This is a genomic window from Gaetbulibacter sp. PBL-D1 (assembly GCF_050509525.1).
Classification (GTDB): domain Bacteria; phylum Bacteroidota; class Bacteroidia; order Flavobacteriales; family Flavobacteriaceae; genus Gaetbulibacter_B; species Gaetbulibacter_B jejuensis.
Genome location: NZ_JBNWKB010000002.1, coordinates 60109 through 75738 on the forward strand (window position 1 = coordinate 60109; position 15630 = coordinate 75738).

Consider the following 15630-nt stretch of genomic DNA (forward strand, 5'->3'; position numbering starts at 1 on the left):
AATTAGTAAATTTACACTATGCAAAACGATTTACCAATACGAAAGATTATTCATGTAGATATGGATGCTTTTTATGCATCTGTAGAGCAAATGGACAATCCTGAATTAAAAGGTAAACCCATTGCTGTTGGTGGTAGTAGTAAACGTGGTGTTGTAAGTGCTGCAAGCTATGAAGCCAGAACATTTGGTGTAAGAAGTGCTATGAGTGGTGTTAAAGCAAGACGTCTTTGTCCTGAGCTTATTTTTGTGCGTCCGCGTTTTAATCGCTACCATGAAATTTCTAAAAAAATCAGGAAAATTTTTCATGATTATACCGATTTGGTAGAACCGTTATCGCTTGATGAAGCTTATCTAGATGTTACCCAAAACAAAAAAGGACACCCAAGCGCAACACTTATTGCTAAAGACATAAGGCAACGTATTTTTAATGAAGTTGGTTTAACTGCTTCTGCTGGGATTTCTATCAATAAATTTATTGCAAAAGTAGCAAGCGACTACAACAAACCTAACGGACAAAAAACCGTGAATCCTGAAGAAGTGCTTGAGTTTTTAGAAGCTCTTGACATTAGAAAATTTTATGGCGTTGGTAAAGTTACTGCCGAAAAAATGTACCAAAAAGGCATTTTTACAGGAAAGGATTTAAAAGCAAAATCGCTGGAATATCTAGATGCGCATTTTGGTAAATCTGGTCGTTACTATTACTATGTGGTTAGAGGCATTCATAACAGCGAAGTAAAGCCAAATAGAACCAGAAAGTCTTTAGCTGCTGAACGTACCTTTAGTGAAAACCTGTCTTCTGAAGTGTTTATGCTTGAAAAACTAGACCATATTGCTGAAGAAGTAGCGCGACGTTTAAACAAAAGCTCTGTTGCAGGAAAAACCGTCACCTTAAAAATAAAATACAGCGATTTTACACTACAAACACGTAGTAAAACTTTACCTTATTTTATTAGTGACAAGAGTATAATTTTAGAGACTGCTAAAGATTTATTGTACCAAGACAAGTTGAGCAATTCAGTGCGTTTATTGGGTATTTCGTTATCTAATTTAAATACTGAAACCTCTAAAAAAAGCACTGTAAAAACACCCGAAAAAGCAGTGAGTGTACAATTGCAGTTTGAGTTTTAAGGTGTTTGACTTTATCAAAAAAATAGTCGACCTTCGTTTAATTGTGATATGTTTAGTTAAAACAATCCATATATTTATTATTGTAAAACATTTAAACGAAACCGAATGAATAGAATTAAACCCTTTCTAATTTTTCTTTTTTTAACTAATTTAATTTATGGTCAAGATGTAAAAATGACAACTGAATATTCCTCTGAAAATCAGGATGTGTCTGATATGCTCAATTTTGAAAGTATTGACTTTTGGAAAATAAAATTTACTGGAAAAGACATTACAGATAAAAGCTTTATCCTTACAGTAAAAGAAATGTGGGACGGAAAAATAAAAAGTACTGATACAATCATAAATACTTCAAAATACCCAAAGAACTCTGAAGTAAAATCCGATACTCTTAAATTAAAAGTAATGGCAAAAAGAACAGACGAACCGAAACTCAAATTATGGTTTCGATTTCCAAAGTTTGTTATAAAGAAAAAGTATGATGCGATAATGTCTGATGACTACAGTTTGAGGAATACAGGAGTTAGAGAAAAAATTGAATACGGAAAAAACTTCTATTTTTTGACATACATTTTACCTTACGAAAAGGATGGATTTAAGTTTTGGTGTGATGTAGATGATAGCGGAAAAAATGTAGAAGACTGGGGAAAAGAATTTGGAATAAAACACTATGTAATATTTGAAATGAAATTTATTGAATAAAAACGTTTTACAATAACGTGTATGGTTCATTGCAGCTAAATTCCTAATCAGGATTCAATAACAAACTACTATATTCCTAAAATAAAAAAGCCACTGAAAATTTTCAGTGGCTTTTTTGTTTGCGTTAGCGATTGCAGCATTGTTGGAGCTCCTCAGAGAGAGCGACTGCGGAAAGCGCGACCCTTGTGGTAACGCCCAAAAAATAGTTTAAAAACTACAGCTTGTAATTTCAGTAACTCTTAGTGTGTTTACCATACCTTTTTCTTGTATAGGCATTGCAGCTAGACTTACCAGCATATCTCCTGTTTCTAGATAGCCTTTTTTACAGGCAATAGCGTTGACGTCTTCAATGGTTTCATCTGTACTTACAAACTTGTCGTAATAAAACGCTTTAACTCCCCAAAGCAAGCTTAATTGTGTTAAAATACGTTTGTTGGATGTAAATACCAAGATGTGAGAACTTGGTCTCCAAGCCGAAATTTGAAACGCTGTGTAACCACTATTGGTTAATGTAGAAATGGCTTTGGCATCAATTTCGTTTGCCATGTGTGCTGCGTGGTAGCAAATAGATTTTGTAATGTAACGCTTGGTACGAATGTGTGGTGGCGATTGTGGTACTTGTATAAGTGGCGAATCTTCAACACTTCTAATAATGTTTGCCATTTGCCTAATAACTTGCACTGGATAACTCCCAACCGATGTTTCTCCTGAAAGCATTACTGCATCTGCTCCATCCATAACCGAGTTTGCCACATCGTTAACCTCAGCACGTGTTGGTGTTAAACTAGAAATCATGGTTTCCATCATTTGCGTAGCAATAATTACAGGAATTCTTGCACGTTTTGCTCGTAATACCAATTGCTTTTGGATAAGCGGAACTTCCTCGGCAGGAATTTCTACACCTAAATCACCACGAGCTACCATTAATCCGTCGCAATAAGCAACAATTTTATCGATATTCTCAACAGCTTCAGGTTTTTCAATTTTAGCTATAATTGGAATTTTATGTTTGCTATGCTCTTTGATAAGTTCTTCGAGCTGAATTAAATCTTCAGCATGACGCACAAACGATAACGCAATCCAATCTACTTGCATTTTTATTGCAAAAATTGCGTCTTCAATATCCTTTTCAGTAAGTGCAGGTTGTGAAATATTAGTGTTAGGAAGGTTAACGCCTTTTTTAGATTTTAAGGGTCCACCTTGAATAACGCGTGCTTTTACTTCCGATTTTTTATCGGTTGAAACCACTTCAAAAATTAATTTTCCGTCGTCTAAAAGTATGCGCTCTCCTGGTTTTGCATCTTGTGGAAAACTATCATAAGTCATGTAAACACGTTCTTTTGTGCCTTCAAAACGTTTTCCGGTTGCAAAAATAATTTCGTCACCTTCATTAACGATGACTTCGCCTTTCATTACGCCAACACGAAGTTTAGGTCCTTGCAAATCACCTAAAATGGCTGCATTGTATCCAAACTCATCGTTAAGCTCTCTTATCATTTTTATACGCTGTTCAACATCTTTATAGTCGGCATGTGAAAAGTTAATTCTAAACACATCAACACCTTCCTCAAGCATGCCTTTTAAAACATCTTTTGTACTGGTTGCTGGTCCTAATGTTGCTACTATTTTGGTTTTCTTTCTTTTTGGCATTAATTAAAAAATTAAGTGGTCTTTAGATTTTAGTTGTTCTACATCTACACTGTAAGCTGTGATAACTTGTGGTATAGACTGTATTTTATTGAGAATTATTTTCTCGTTTAAATATTGGGTGTCATTATCTATTTTAAACAGATAGTCAACGTTTTTCAATTCTGGTAATAGGTGATATGTTTTTAAGACTTTGCCTTGAGCTTCAAATAAAGATCCTGTACTTTGCAGGCTGTCTTCTTCTTTTTTACACACGTTGGACATAAGATTCCAAGTAGTGTATTGTTCTTTGTCTTCCCACTCATAAATAGAGTAAGATGCCGAAAAATACTTGTAGTCTAAATCTTGTGGTTTACGCTCTAAATTTATCTCTAAATTTTTATTAAGAAGATAAGCCAATCTATAATCTTCCAGTCTGCAATGAATAGCTAAAAGCGTGAAAGAAGCATCATAGAAATCGTCAACAAGTAATTTATGCAATGCCATAATTAATCAACTATACGATGTAAATATAGTATAATATAATAATTAAAAAATGAAGTTAACATTAATCTTATCAAGACCTGTTAACGAAAACGTTTGAATTTTTACAAGCGTCTAATTATTCGTTAAAAAATTTGGTAATTTTATTTTGAAACGCAAAAAAAGCACGTTTTGAAGCTTTTTCTTCGGCTTTCTTTTTTGAAGTTGCTCTTGCCTTTGCCACCACTTTATCGTCTATAGATAACTTAACCGAAAAGTGTTTTAGGCTATCGTTTCCTGTGTCTTCATAGACATTGTAGTCAAAGGTCTTTTTTTCTTTTTGGCACCACTCAATAAGTAAGCTTTTGTAGCTAATAACCTTACCTTCTAGGGTTTCAATATCAACATGCGGATTAATTACTCTTTTAAAAATAAATTTTTCGCAGTATCTATAACCTCTGTCTAAAAATATGGCTCCAACTAAGGCTTCAAAAAGATTACCATGAATGTTATTACCAAAATTGGATTTTGAAATTTTGCTTTCTACAAAGTCAATTAAATTAAGCTCTTTACCCAATTCGTTAAGGTGTTCTCTACTTACAATTTTAGAACGCATTTTTGTAAGATAGCCTTCATCTCCATGAGGAACTTCGCTAAAAAGATAAGCAGCTATTACTGAGCTTAACATGGCATCGCCAACAAACTCTAGTCTTTCATAGTTAATTGCATTTCCTTTTTTGTCCTTTATATTCATAGAACGATGGGTAAATGCAGTAATGTAGTAGTTCTTGTTTTTGGGTTTAAACCCTAGAATATTTTTTAGTTGCAAAAAAAAATTCCCGTTATCGTTAGAACGGGAATTTAATATGTTACGAATGTAATTCATTCAGGAATTAATCTAATTTTTTAAATAATACACAAGCATTGTGACCTCCAAATCCAAATGTATTACTCATAGCAACTTTAACGTCTCTTTTTTGAGCTTTATTTAATGTTAAATTTAATTCAGGATCAATAGTTTCATCTACTACTTCGTGGTTTATTGTTGGAGGCACTACACCATGTTCTATTGCTAAAATAGCGGCAATAGACTCGATAGCTCCTGCAGCTCCAAGTAAATGTCCAGTCATGGACTTAGTAGAGTTAATATTGATGTGTTTTGCGTGGTCACCAAACACTTCCGAAATCGCTTTAAGTTCAGCAACATCTCCAAGAGGTGTTGATGTACCATGCGTGTTGATATGATCAACTTCTTCAGGGTTTATACCAGCATTATCTAAACAATTTCTCATTACAGCCATTACACCTATACCTTCAGGGTGAGGAGCTGTCATATGATGCGCATCTGAAGACAATCCGCCTCCAATAACTTCAGCATATATTTTTGCACCTCTTGCTTTAGCATGCTCATACTCTTCAAGAATTATTGCTCCTGCGCCTTCTCCTAATACAAAACCATCTCTGGTTGCGTCAAAAGGTCTTGAAGCGGTTTCAGGACTTTCGTTTCTTGTTGATAATGCATGCATAGCATTAAAACCACCCATTCCAGCAATGGTTACTGCTGCTTCACTACCACCAGTTACTATAACATCACAGTGCCCTAAACGAATATAGTTTAAAGCATCAATCATAGCATTGGCAGAGGATGCACAGGCAGATACTGTTGTGTAATTAGGACCCATAAATCCATGTTTAATAGATATGTTTCCTGGAGCAATATCTGCAATCATTTTTGGGATGAAAAATGGATTAAATCTTGGTGTTCCATCTCCAGCTGCAAAGTTTAGTACTTCGTCCTGGAATGTTTCCAAACCTCCAATACCTGCTCCCCAAATAACTCCAACTTTCAATTTATCAACAGCCTCAAGATCTAGTTTCGCATCTGCAATAGCTTCATCAGAAGCTACCATTGCATATTGCGTAAATCTGTCCATCTTTCTAGCTTCTTTTCTGTCAAGAAAATCGGTAGCGTTAAAGTTTTTTAATTCGCAAGCGAATTTGGTTTTGAACTTTTCAGTATCAAAATATGTTATAGGTGCTGCACCACTTTTTCCTTGTAATAAGCCTTCCCAATATTGATCTTTGGTATTGCCTATAGGAGTAAGTGCACCTAACCCAGTAACTACAACTCGCCTTAATTCCATAAATTAACGTGAATTATTTTGCTTCTTCTATATATGAGATAGCTTGACCAACTGTTGCAATGTTCTCAGCTTGATCATCTGGAATTTGGATATCAAATTCCTTTTCGAATTCCATAATTAATTCTACAGTGTCTAATGAATCTGCTCCTAAATCGTTTGTGAAGCTTGCTTCAGTTACAACTTCGTTCTCATCAACACCTAATTTGTCTACGATAATCGCTTTTACTCTTGATGCAATGTCTGACATAATTTTTAAATTTTAAGTTTTAATTAGAGCGCAAAAATAAAAAAACTTTATTTAATACACATCTTTACTTTAAAAATGTGAATGTAATTTACTAAAATTACTTTTAAGTATTTCTATTTTGGCTTCTAATTGTTAATAATTATTCTTTTTTTTGTTTCGAATAATCCTAACATTATATCTGTAAATGAAACGTATTGTAATTTTTGCGTCCGGAAGTGGAACCAATGCTGAAAATTTAATTAAGTTTTTTCACAACAGAGATAATGCGTCTGTTATTCAGGTGTTGACCAACAATCCTCATGCCAAAGTACTAGAACGCGCAAAAAACCTGAGCGTTAGCGCTTTATCATTCAACAGAGTTGCTTTCTCAAAAACCGATGATGTCCTTAATATTCTAAAAGCTACTCAACCAGACTTAATAATACTAGCTGGTTTTTTATGGAAGTTTCCTGAGCATATTTTACAGCATTTCCCTAATAAAGTCATTAATATACATCCTGCTTTATTGCCTAAATATGGAGGAAAAGGCATGTATGGTATGCACGTTCATGAAGCTGTTGTGGCAAATAACGAAACCGAAACTGGTATTACCATTCATTATGTTAACGAAAACTATGATGAAGGTGCTATTATTTTTCAGGCTAAATGTAGCGTAGAATCATCTGATACTGCCGAAGCTGTAGCGGCAAAAATTCATGAGCTTGAAATGGAGCATTTTCCAAAAGTAGTTGAAGACTTATTAAAGCCATAATACTAAGGCAATGACTGAAATTATAGATTTAAGCCAAGACATTTATGAAGGTATGCCTGTTTATAAAGATTTGCCTCAAGTAAAAATGTCTGTTCATAACACCCACGAAGATTGGGATGGCGATTTTGATTCTAAAACCAAAACGCCTGCTGTACATAAACTAGAATTGGGCGAGCATACAGGCACTCATGTTGACGCTTTAAACCACATGGCAAAACAATATAAAGGTCAGTCTATCGACACAATGCCTTTATCAATGTTTTATACCGAAGGTATTTGCTTAGACCTTTCTCACAAATCTTTTAGAGAATTAATTGAAATAAGCGATTTGGAAACTGCTTGTAAAAAGCAAGGCGTAAGTATTAAAAAAAATGATACTGTATTAATTTATACTGACCATTATAGAAAAGCATTTGGAACGGAAAACTGGAGCAAAGGACCAGGTGTTAGTGCAGAAACAGCCAGATGGTTGGGAAATCAAAAAATTGCTGCTTTTGGAGTGGAAACAATGTCTCCAGGTGTTTCAGGAATTTCGAACAAAGAAGTACATCATATTTGTGGTGAATTAGGCTTTACGCACTATGAAAACATGGTTAATTTATATAAGTTAATAGGAAGAAAAAGATTTCGTTTTATTGCCTTACCTTTAAAAATTAAAGGAGGAACAGGTTCTCCTGTAAGAGCTGTTGCTGTTTTTGAAAATTAGTAGTTCATGTCCAAGAAAAAGAAAAAATACTACACAGTTTGGAAAGGTCACCACACAGGTGTTTTTGAGTCTTGGGATGATTGCAAAGCTCAAATAAAAGATTTTCAAGGCGCACAGTACAAATCGTTTCCCACATTTGAAGCCGCTAAAAAGGCTTTAAAAGGTAATTATTTTGACTACGTAGGAAAAAACAAAACATTTAAAAGTGAACTCTCTGAAGAACAATTAAAAAAAATAGGTCAGCCTAATTACAACTCTATCTCTGTTGATGCTGCCTCTTCAGGAAACCCTGGTATAATGGAATATCGAGGTGTAGATACCAAAACAAAAAAACAACTCTTTATTCAAGGACCTTTTGATGAAGGCACAAATAATATTGGTGAGTTTTTAGCTATTGTTCACGGATTGGCATTTTTAAAACAACATAATAGTGACCGCATTATATATACCGATTCTAAAACTGCAATGAGTTGGGTACGAAAGAAAATGTGTAATTCTAAATTAGAACGCAACTCAAAAAATAAACCTGTTTTTGATTTAGTAGACAGAGCAGTAAAATGGTTAAAAGAAAACCACTACACAACAACTATTGTTAAATGGGAAACCAAAGCCTGGGGAGAAATCCCTGCTGATTTTGGCCGCAAGTAAACGCTCAACCCATTGAACAGTAACACACGGATTATTACTATTTACATATAACTCTTTTTTTTTTAAATCGTTTTTTCTAATTAGAAAATAATACGCACTATACTTATTATTTGCTAGAAATACGTATTCCACAGCTCTACGTTGTAGACTAATATTGTGTTGGCTAAAACAATTAATCAATTACAATGAAAAACAAATACTATTTATTTTTTTTGTTAGCAACAATATTATTTACAAAAAACACTCTTTCTCAAAATATTGTAACAACATACCCAAGCCTAAATGCAACTAATGTGCCTATAAACTCAAACCCATACATAACTTTTGATATGGAAATAGACGCTTACACATTTAGTTTAATTAACGTAAATGTTTTTGGATCTTTTACAGGAAAAATACCCGGAACTATTACAGGAATTGGGACTAACACCTTAACTTTTACCCCTAATCAACATTTTAAACCTGGAGAACTTATTTTTTTATCAGCAAGCACCTTTCTAGGTAACTATACTACTTCTTTCACTACAATAGGAGGATTGAGTACTGCAAATTTTGATAATGGTGAAAATATAATAATAAACAACCTTATTGGTGGGTTTGCAGTCTTTGCTGCCGATTTAGACAATGACGGTAATATAGATGTACTCTCTGCATCTATTTTTGACGACAAAATAGCATGGTATAAAAATGATGGTAATGGAAATTTTGGACCTCAACAAACAATATCAACAGAATTGGACGAAGCTTGGGCTGTATATGCCGCCGATTTAGATAACGATGGCGATATAGATGTTATATCAGGATCAAGAGTTGACAATAAAGTAGCTTGGTATGAAAATGACGGAAATGGAAATTTTGGACCTCAACAAATTGTAACAACATCAGCTAGATACACAAAAAGATTACATGTTAGCGATGTTGATGGTGATGGTTTTTTAGATATTTTATGCACGCCTTCCAGTTCAAGTGGAATGTATTGGTTTAAAAATAACAATGGTAATCCTTGGACTCAAGAATTAATTAACAATGGTACCGCAGCTATAATTCGTGCTGCAGACATGAATAATAATGGCAAAATGGATATCATATTCACTAAAGACCGTGTTTATTGGAACCAACAAATGGAAGAAAACACCTTTGATTATTCATATGCCATCTCTCCTGGCTCCTTTCATATTTTCGGTTTAGATATTACAGATTTAGACGGTGACAACTATCAAGATGTTATTATAGCTACCAGATACAGTGGTATTCATTGGATTAAAAATAATGGAAATGGCAGTTTTCAAGCTATGCAAGAAATAACATCTGTTACGGAAGCTAATTTTGCTTACGGAGTATACTGTAGCGATTTAGATGGCGATGGCGATATGGATGTCATCTCTGCATCAACAGACGACACTAAAATAGCATGGTATGAAAACGACGGTTTAGGAAACTTTGGCCCACAACAAGTAATAACAACAAACGCTAATGGAGCCAGAAATGTGTATGCCGCAGATTTGGATAATGATGGTGATTTAGATATAATATCTGCTTCAAGCGGTAAAATTGCTTGGTATGAGAATGTAAACAATACCTTAAGCATGAATGGCATTAGCAACTTTTATGAAAATATTACATCATACCCAAACCCAACTAAAGACAAAATAACTATAGAAACAAAGGATGGCTCATCAATAAAAGTCATAGACATATATGACATATCAGGGCGTTTAGTAAAAACTATATCTGGAAACAATAGCAACCATATCAATATTGACTTATCTGGTTTAAGTACCTCAACCTATTTTTTTACGATAAAAAACACTGAACATCAAACCATAACCAAAAAAATCATTATTGAATAAAAACAAAATAACGCCTGTTAATCTTAAGATTAATAGGTGTTACTTATTCACAAACCTAGTACAATTTCTTTATGAGATCGAATCCAATCTAAAAGGGTATTACTCACAGGCTCTAATTCTAGCTTTGCGATAATATTTGTTCTGTGTTTATCTACAGTGCGTTTTGAAATGCTTAAAACATCACAGATTTCTTGTGATGTTTTTTCTTGAGAAACAAGCCTAATAATAGTCCTTTCAGAAGGTGTAAGAAGTGCTATTTTTCGCATTTCTTTTTCAGTTTGCAGCTCAAAATCTTCTTTAAAAGATTTACTATAGTAATTATTGCCTTGAATAACTTGCTCTATACATTGTTCTATCTCTGTTATGCTATCTTCTTTTAGCAAATAGCCATGAACACCTACTTTTCTGGCCTGCATAACAAAACCTTTTTCTTTATGATAAGACATTATAACATAGCGCGTTTTTAAGTTTAGTTCTTTTAAACGCTTTACAACTTCAAAACCATTTAAAAAAGGCATTTCAATATCTAAAAATGCAACGCTAGGAGGATTCTCTGTTATGAGCTCTATTGCAGAAGCTCCATTTTTTGCTGTTGCTAATATGGAATAACCTGCTTGTTCTAATTCTTGCTCTAACCCTTTTAACATCATTGGGTGATCATCAGCAATGATTATCGAAATATTAGACTTGAGCATATCTTACTTTTCTTCAAAAATAATTAAAAGACTTGATATTATAAGATTACTTTGGTTAATGTTCCCTTATTTGAGTGAGATTCTACAAATAATTCAGCTTGTATGATTTTACATCGTTCTTTTATGGATTTTAAACCTAAGCTGTTATTGGTTTTTAACGCCATATCAACGTTGAACCCAACTCCATTGTCCTTTATTTTTAATATGACCTTTTTATTGATTCGAACTACCTCAACAAGCACTGATTTAGACTCTGAATGCTTTAATGTATTTTGCAAAACTTCTTGAATTATTCGATACAAATGCAATGCTTCATCATCATTTAACATATCATCTACAAACATTATTTCTGTTGTAAAGAACATGTCAGAGTTTTCATCAATTGAATTGACTAATTGCTGCACAGCTTCTGAAAATCCTAAACGCATCAAAACTACAGGATATAAATCATGAGATATTGTTCTGACACTAGAGAGTGCTTCAGAAGCTAATTCTTGAAACGAACTATCAGGTAAAACTTTTGTTTTTCTTACCAATAACATCAATTGCTGCCCAACACTATCATGAAGCTCCATTGCTAACTTATTACGTTCATGCTCTTGTGATGCTATTACTTGTTGAGTAAAGCTTTCTTGCAATTTTTGTTGCTTTTTCATAAAGCTTCTTGACCTTAAAATAATAATGACAATAAAAAAGATAATCAAGCTAAAACTACCAAACCATAACCATTGCGCTTTCAGCTTATTTTTTGCGTTTAATAACTCAATATCTCCTTGTTGGGCTTGAATTTTTAAATCTCGTTTTTCTGTTTCGTACAATGTTTGATAATAACTAAGTACTCGCAGTTTTTGAACATTAGAAATAGAGTCTTTTAATTTTGTAAAACTCTCATAGTGCTTAAGGGCACTTTTTTCATCACCTAAAGCCTTATATGTTTTTGACAAAAACTGTTCAGCTTCTTGTATTTCTTCATATTCACTGCTTTGACGTTTTAATTTCAAATAAGCTAAACCATACTTTTCTGACTCACGATATTTTTTTTTAGCAAAAGTTAACCGCATTTTTGCATCTAAATAAAAGGACTCATTAAAACCAGTAACAGAATTAGAATCTAATTCTATTTGTTTTATTATTTTTTCAGCTTTTGCTATACTATCACTATCAGCATAAGCTGCAGCTAATCCAGAATTTAAGATAGGCTGAAAAAAATCTTTATATTCTGAATTTTCATTAACAAGAAGCGCTTTCAATAAATAACTAATACGCTTTTTTTGATTTGATGTTTTATTTGCGCTTGCAGCAGCATTATAATATACACTTGGTAGATTTGGGTAGTTTTTATATGAATTTGCAAGATTTATTAGCTCGTTTCTTTCTTCTTCTTCCTCTTCATAAAATCCATTTTTACCATATAAAATAGTTATTGAGTTTTTTGCATTAATCCAATTTAATGTATCCTTATCTTTTTTAAAATAGGTAATAGCTTCTTGAAGAGCAATTGAAGCCTTTCCAAAATCTCCTGTATCTACATAAACAATACCTTTTCCAAATTTAGAAAGTCCTTGCAGAGAACTATTTATATTTTTCGCATAATAAAACGCACTATCATAATGCTTTAACGACGCTTCAAACGCACCTGAATAATAATACAAGTCAGCAACTTCAAAATAATAACGACTGATAATGTTTTTATCTTCTACTAAATGTAAAAAAGAAGTTGCTTGAGAAATTAGTTTTTTTGCTTCGCTCTTTTGGTTAGTATTATAATTATAGCTTTTTATTAAGCTTGCTATTTTGTCTACAGCAATATCATATTCTTTTAATTGTTTAGCCAGAGTGATTGTTTCAATCAATAAAGAATCACTTATAGAGTTTTCCTGACTTAAGCTATCTAAAACCTCTAACTTTTTATATAAATCAGAAGATTTGTTTTGGGCTTGCAAAAAAGGATGTTGAACATATAATATTAAAAAAAACGAAACAAGTTTAAAGATAAACTTCATAAGGCTTTTAGATTGAGTACGTAAATATAAAGCAACTTTGGCTTTAATTTTATTATAATTCTCATCCAAAACTAGGTTTTTATCAATTCAATTTAAAAGCAATACATTGTTATTGTTTTATTATACGCTTTACTGTTCTGACGTTATTTATATAAATCTCTAATAAATATATGCCATCAGAAAGCGAATTTAAATTCAATTCAGAACTATTAGTTTTTTTCATTACTCGTTTTCCAAGCATATCATAAAGCTCTATTTTATCAATATCATAACTGGTTTTTATAGTTAGTATATCCGATGTTGGATTAGGAAATACTTTTAGGTCATTTTCTATATTATTATTCGCAACAGACAATGTCTCTGATGATTCCACAAGAATATTATCTAAATAAAGCGCTTGGCCATAACCACCTATATTTACAAAAGCCAGAACAAGATTATCTAAACTATCATAAGCAGATAAATCTACAGTTTTGGTAGCCCATTGTGAGGCATTTGGCACAAAGAAATCAGATGCGTCTGGTGCGGTTGCTAAGGTAGAGCCGCTTTCAGAAAAAAGTGTGGTGTATGTAACTCCACAATCTGAAGAGACTCTTAACTCTAAACCATCATAAAAAGTGTCATCATATCTAGCATAGGCGACATCAAAAGAAAGATTAGAACCTGTATGAATAGATAGATCTACTGATAGCTCTAAGAAACTTTCGGTACCTGTAGTAGTCGCAGTATAATTATCCATCATAATGCTTGATCCTAAATTGGCATCTTGAAAAGCGTTGGCATTGGTATCATAAATCCAGTTAGTACCATAGGAAGGCTCTACGTAAACAACCATATTATCTGGTAAATTTCCGGATTGAAAATCTTCTGAATAAGGAAGGTTTTTAACGATTCTAGGTTGACTAGCGACTGTTAACATGTCATTTTCAGGATATACATCTACACTACCATTTGGCATATTGGTAAAAACCTGCAATGTTAAAGGACTATCTGCTGCTACTAAAATTTCTGGTAAAGAGACTAATTCTGATTGATTCTGATTAAGATTTCCTGACCAGTTGTAGGTTTGAATAGCTTCTGAATTAACTTGATAATTGATGGTTAAGCTTGTTAATGGTATGCTACTTTTATTTAGTATGCTAACTTTAGGGATTACAGAACTGCCACAAAAATAATTACTAGGCATAGTTATATTTGATAACTCCGAGTTGTTTTGATTACATGGCGAATAAGCTCCATCTAAAGAAGTAATATTATAATTATTAGGGTTTAGCCAATCGTTTAATCTACTGACACTACTACCTCCTTGATGCGCAATATTACCATAATAATCAGAGCCTGATGTATTTGAACAAGAAGAGTATCCTCCATATAACGTCCCTATAAGATGTCCATTATTATTAAATAAACCAGAGCCTGAAGAGCCACCTTCTGTAACACCATGACCATTTGTAGTCGCATCCCAAAATACTTCTCTGCAAGATTGTACTTCTGGTGTAGAAATAACAGATACCGTACTATTAAAAGTAGATACTTTTTTAATATCTCCTGCTGGGTGATGAATACCAAATCCACCAGTAAAATCGTTTTCTGATATGTCCCAACCAGAATAAAACACATTATAAGAGTCTGGAATATTGCTATTAAGCTGTAATAATGCCCAATCTGCACCATTATAATTTGCCAATAATGTAGCACCTGTTACCGTTTGGGTCGGAATTTCTGTTTCAATACCATTGCTACAATCAGTACTTTGGTAGTTAAAATAAAAAACCCACTGGGCTATACTACCTGATACACAGTGAAGTGCTGTAAGTAAATATGGGGTACAGTCAAAATTTGCATTATTCAGAACTGTACCAGAGCACCATCCCGTAGAACCATCTTCTACAACTAAAATTCTTACAGACGCATCTCTTTGTTCTGTTTTACCATCGCCTTCTGGTGAGCAATTTACGTTAACTTCACAATCACCAGAACTGCCATAATCTGAAGTATCTTTAGGATTATTAACCATTCTGTAAGCATGATTAACACCAGAAATATGAAGTCTTCCTTGATTTTTAACAGCTGCTGGCTCAAAATATTCAACTATAATATCTTCACCATAAATAAGCGCTGTTGCAAAAACGTTTTTTTCTGAATTGTTATGCGCACCAAAACCTCCTAAAATTTCTGTTTTATCTGGGTTATAGACATGTAATGTTGCGCCAATAGGCATATAAAAATCATCAAAATATAGATTGGTTGCTTTGGCGTTTTGAGGATTTATATGAACTCTCCATAGTCTATCGCCATTTTCTAATGTTTCCCAAGCACCTTGTTCAAATCCTATGTTTGTTTGGATAATAATTCCGAATCTAGTGGCTTTTTCGTTTTTTTCATCTTCAATAAGATCTTCTGCTGTTACTTTTTCTAAATCAATAGTTTCTAATTGAATTATTGGAATTTTCACTTGACCTTGTTTGGCATATAAAGAGCTTTGTAAAGGATAAGACTTATTACTTATTTGCCCTAACACAAGGCTATTATTAACTAACAATAACGTGAACAAAAAAAGGGTTCTAAAAATAAATTTTTTCATGGAGATTAATTGATGTGAATCTCCACAAAAATATGCGTCCTCATTACTGAATAAAATACGTGT

General features: G+C 33.2%; 14 protein-coding genes. 6 read left to right on the top strand and 8 right to left on the bottom strand.

Annotation, left to right across the window (positions count from 1 at the left end):
* Nucleotides 1-18 precede the first annotated feature (18 nt).
* On the top strand, nucleotides 19-1128 hold the full coding sequence (dinB, locus tag ACQ0RB_RS02250; RefSeq protein ID WP_430496195.1) for a DNA polymerase IV: 1110 nt from the start codon (nucleotides 19-21) through the stop codon (nucleotides 1126-1128).
* Nucleotides 1129-1233: 105 nt separating this feature from the next.
* A complete protein-coding gene (locus ACQ0RB_RS02255) occupies nucleotides 1234-1830 on the top strand; it encodes a hypothetical protein (protein ID WP_129759887.1) in 597 nt (198 codons plus the stop codon).
* Nucleotides 1831-2037: 207 nt separating this feature from the next.
* Here the strand turns inward: ACQ0RB_RS02255 and pyk are convergent, their stop codons facing one another.
* The 5 genes from pyk to ACQ0RB_RS02280 form a co-directional block, all read right to left on the bottom strand.
* Nucleotides 2038-3480: a pyruvate kinase gene (gene pyk, locus ACQ0RB_RS02260; RefSeq protein ID WP_430496198.1), complete on the bottom strand. Its 1443-nt coding sequence runs from the start codon at nucleotides 3478-3480 to the stop codon at nucleotides 2038-2040.
* Between the two features lie 3 nt (nucleotides 3481-3483).
* Nucleotides 3484-3963 (bottom strand): IPExxxVDY family protein, encoded by a 480-nt coding sequence (locus ACQ0RB_RS02265; protein ID WP_131506464.1) that lies wholly within the window; start codon nucleotides 3961-3963, stop codon nucleotides 3484-3486.
* 115 nt (nucleotides 3964-4078) lie between these two features.
* A complete protein-coding gene (gene rnc / locus ACQ0RB_RS02270) occupies nucleotides 4079-4825 on the bottom strand; it encodes a ribonuclease III (RefSeq protein ID WP_430496200.1) in 747 nt (248 codons plus the stop codon).
* Between the two features lie 7 nt (nucleotides 4826-4832).
* Nucleotides 4833-6083, bottom strand: coding sequence for a beta-ketoacyl-ACP synthase II (gene fabF / locus ACQ0RB_RS02275; protein WP_129759883.1), 1251 nt, complete (start codon nucleotides 6081-6083; stop codon nucleotides 4833-4835).
* Between the two features lie 13 nt (nucleotides 6084-6096).
* Entirely contained in the window at nucleotides 6097-6330 is a 234-nt protein-coding gene (locus ACQ0RB_RS02280; RefSeq protein ID WP_008269813.1) for an acyl carrier protein, read from the bottom strand.
* A gap of 184 nt (nucleotides 6331-6514) precedes the next feature.
* Between ACQ0RB_RS02280 and ACQ0RB_RS02285 the strand changes: the two genes are divergently transcribed.
* The 4 genes from ACQ0RB_RS02285 (at nucleotide 6515) to ACQ0RB_RS02300 (ending at nucleotide 10285) form a co-directional block, all read left to right on the top strand.
* Nucleotides 6515-7081 carry a phosphoribosylglycinamide formyltransferase gene (locus ACQ0RB_RS02285; protein WP_430496203.1) on the top strand — a complete coding sequence of 189 codons (567 nt, stop codon included), beginning with the start codon at nucleotides 6515-6517 and terminating at the stop codon, nucleotides 7079-7081.
* Between the two features lie 10 nt (nucleotides 7082-7091).
* Complete coding sequence (locus ACQ0RB_RS02290; RefSeq protein WP_430496204.1) at nucleotides 7092-7787, top strand: cyclase family protein; 696 nt, start codon at nucleotides 7092-7094, stop codon at nucleotides 7785-7787.
* 6 nt (nucleotides 7788-7793) lie between these two features.
* Nucleotides 7794-8435: a viroplasmin family protein gene (locus tag ACQ0RB_RS02295; protein WP_430496206.1), complete on the top strand. Its 642-nt coding sequence runs from the start codon at nucleotides 7794-7796 to the stop codon at nucleotides 8433-8435.
* 185 nt (nucleotides 8436-8620) lie between these two features.
* The gene (locus tag ACQ0RB_RS02300; protein ID WP_430496208.1) at nucleotides 8621-10285 is read left to right on the top strand and encodes an FG-GAP-like repeat-containing protein; all 1665 of its coding nucleotides are present in this window, start codon (nucleotides 8621-8623) and stop codon (nucleotides 10283-10285) included.
* A 47-nt stretch (nucleotides 10286-10332) separates the two neighbouring features.
* Here ACQ0RB_RS02300 and ACQ0RB_RS02305 read toward each other — a convergent pair whose 3' ends face one another.
* From ACQ0RB_RS02305 to ACQ0RB_RS02315, 3 genes are read right to left on the bottom strand one after another with little or no spacing between them, the layout of a single operon-like run.
* Entirely contained in the window at nucleotides 10333-10980 is a 648-nt protein-coding gene (locus tag ACQ0RB_RS02305) for a response regulator (RefSeq protein WP_430496210.1), read from the bottom strand.
* A gap of 38 nt (nucleotides 10981-11018) precedes the next feature.
* A complete protein-coding gene (locus ACQ0RB_RS02310) occupies nucleotides 11019-13052 on the bottom strand; it encodes a tetratricopeptide repeat-containing sensor histidine kinase (RefSeq protein WP_430496212.1) in 2034 nt (677 codons plus the stop codon).
* Nucleotides 13053-13092: 40 nt separating this feature from the next.
* Entirely contained in the window at nucleotides 13093-15438 is a 2346-nt protein-coding gene (locus tag ACQ0RB_RS02315) for a T9SS type A sorting domain-containing protein (protein WP_430496214.1), read from the bottom strand.
* Between the last annotated feature and the right edge of the window lie 192 nt (nucleotides 15439-15630).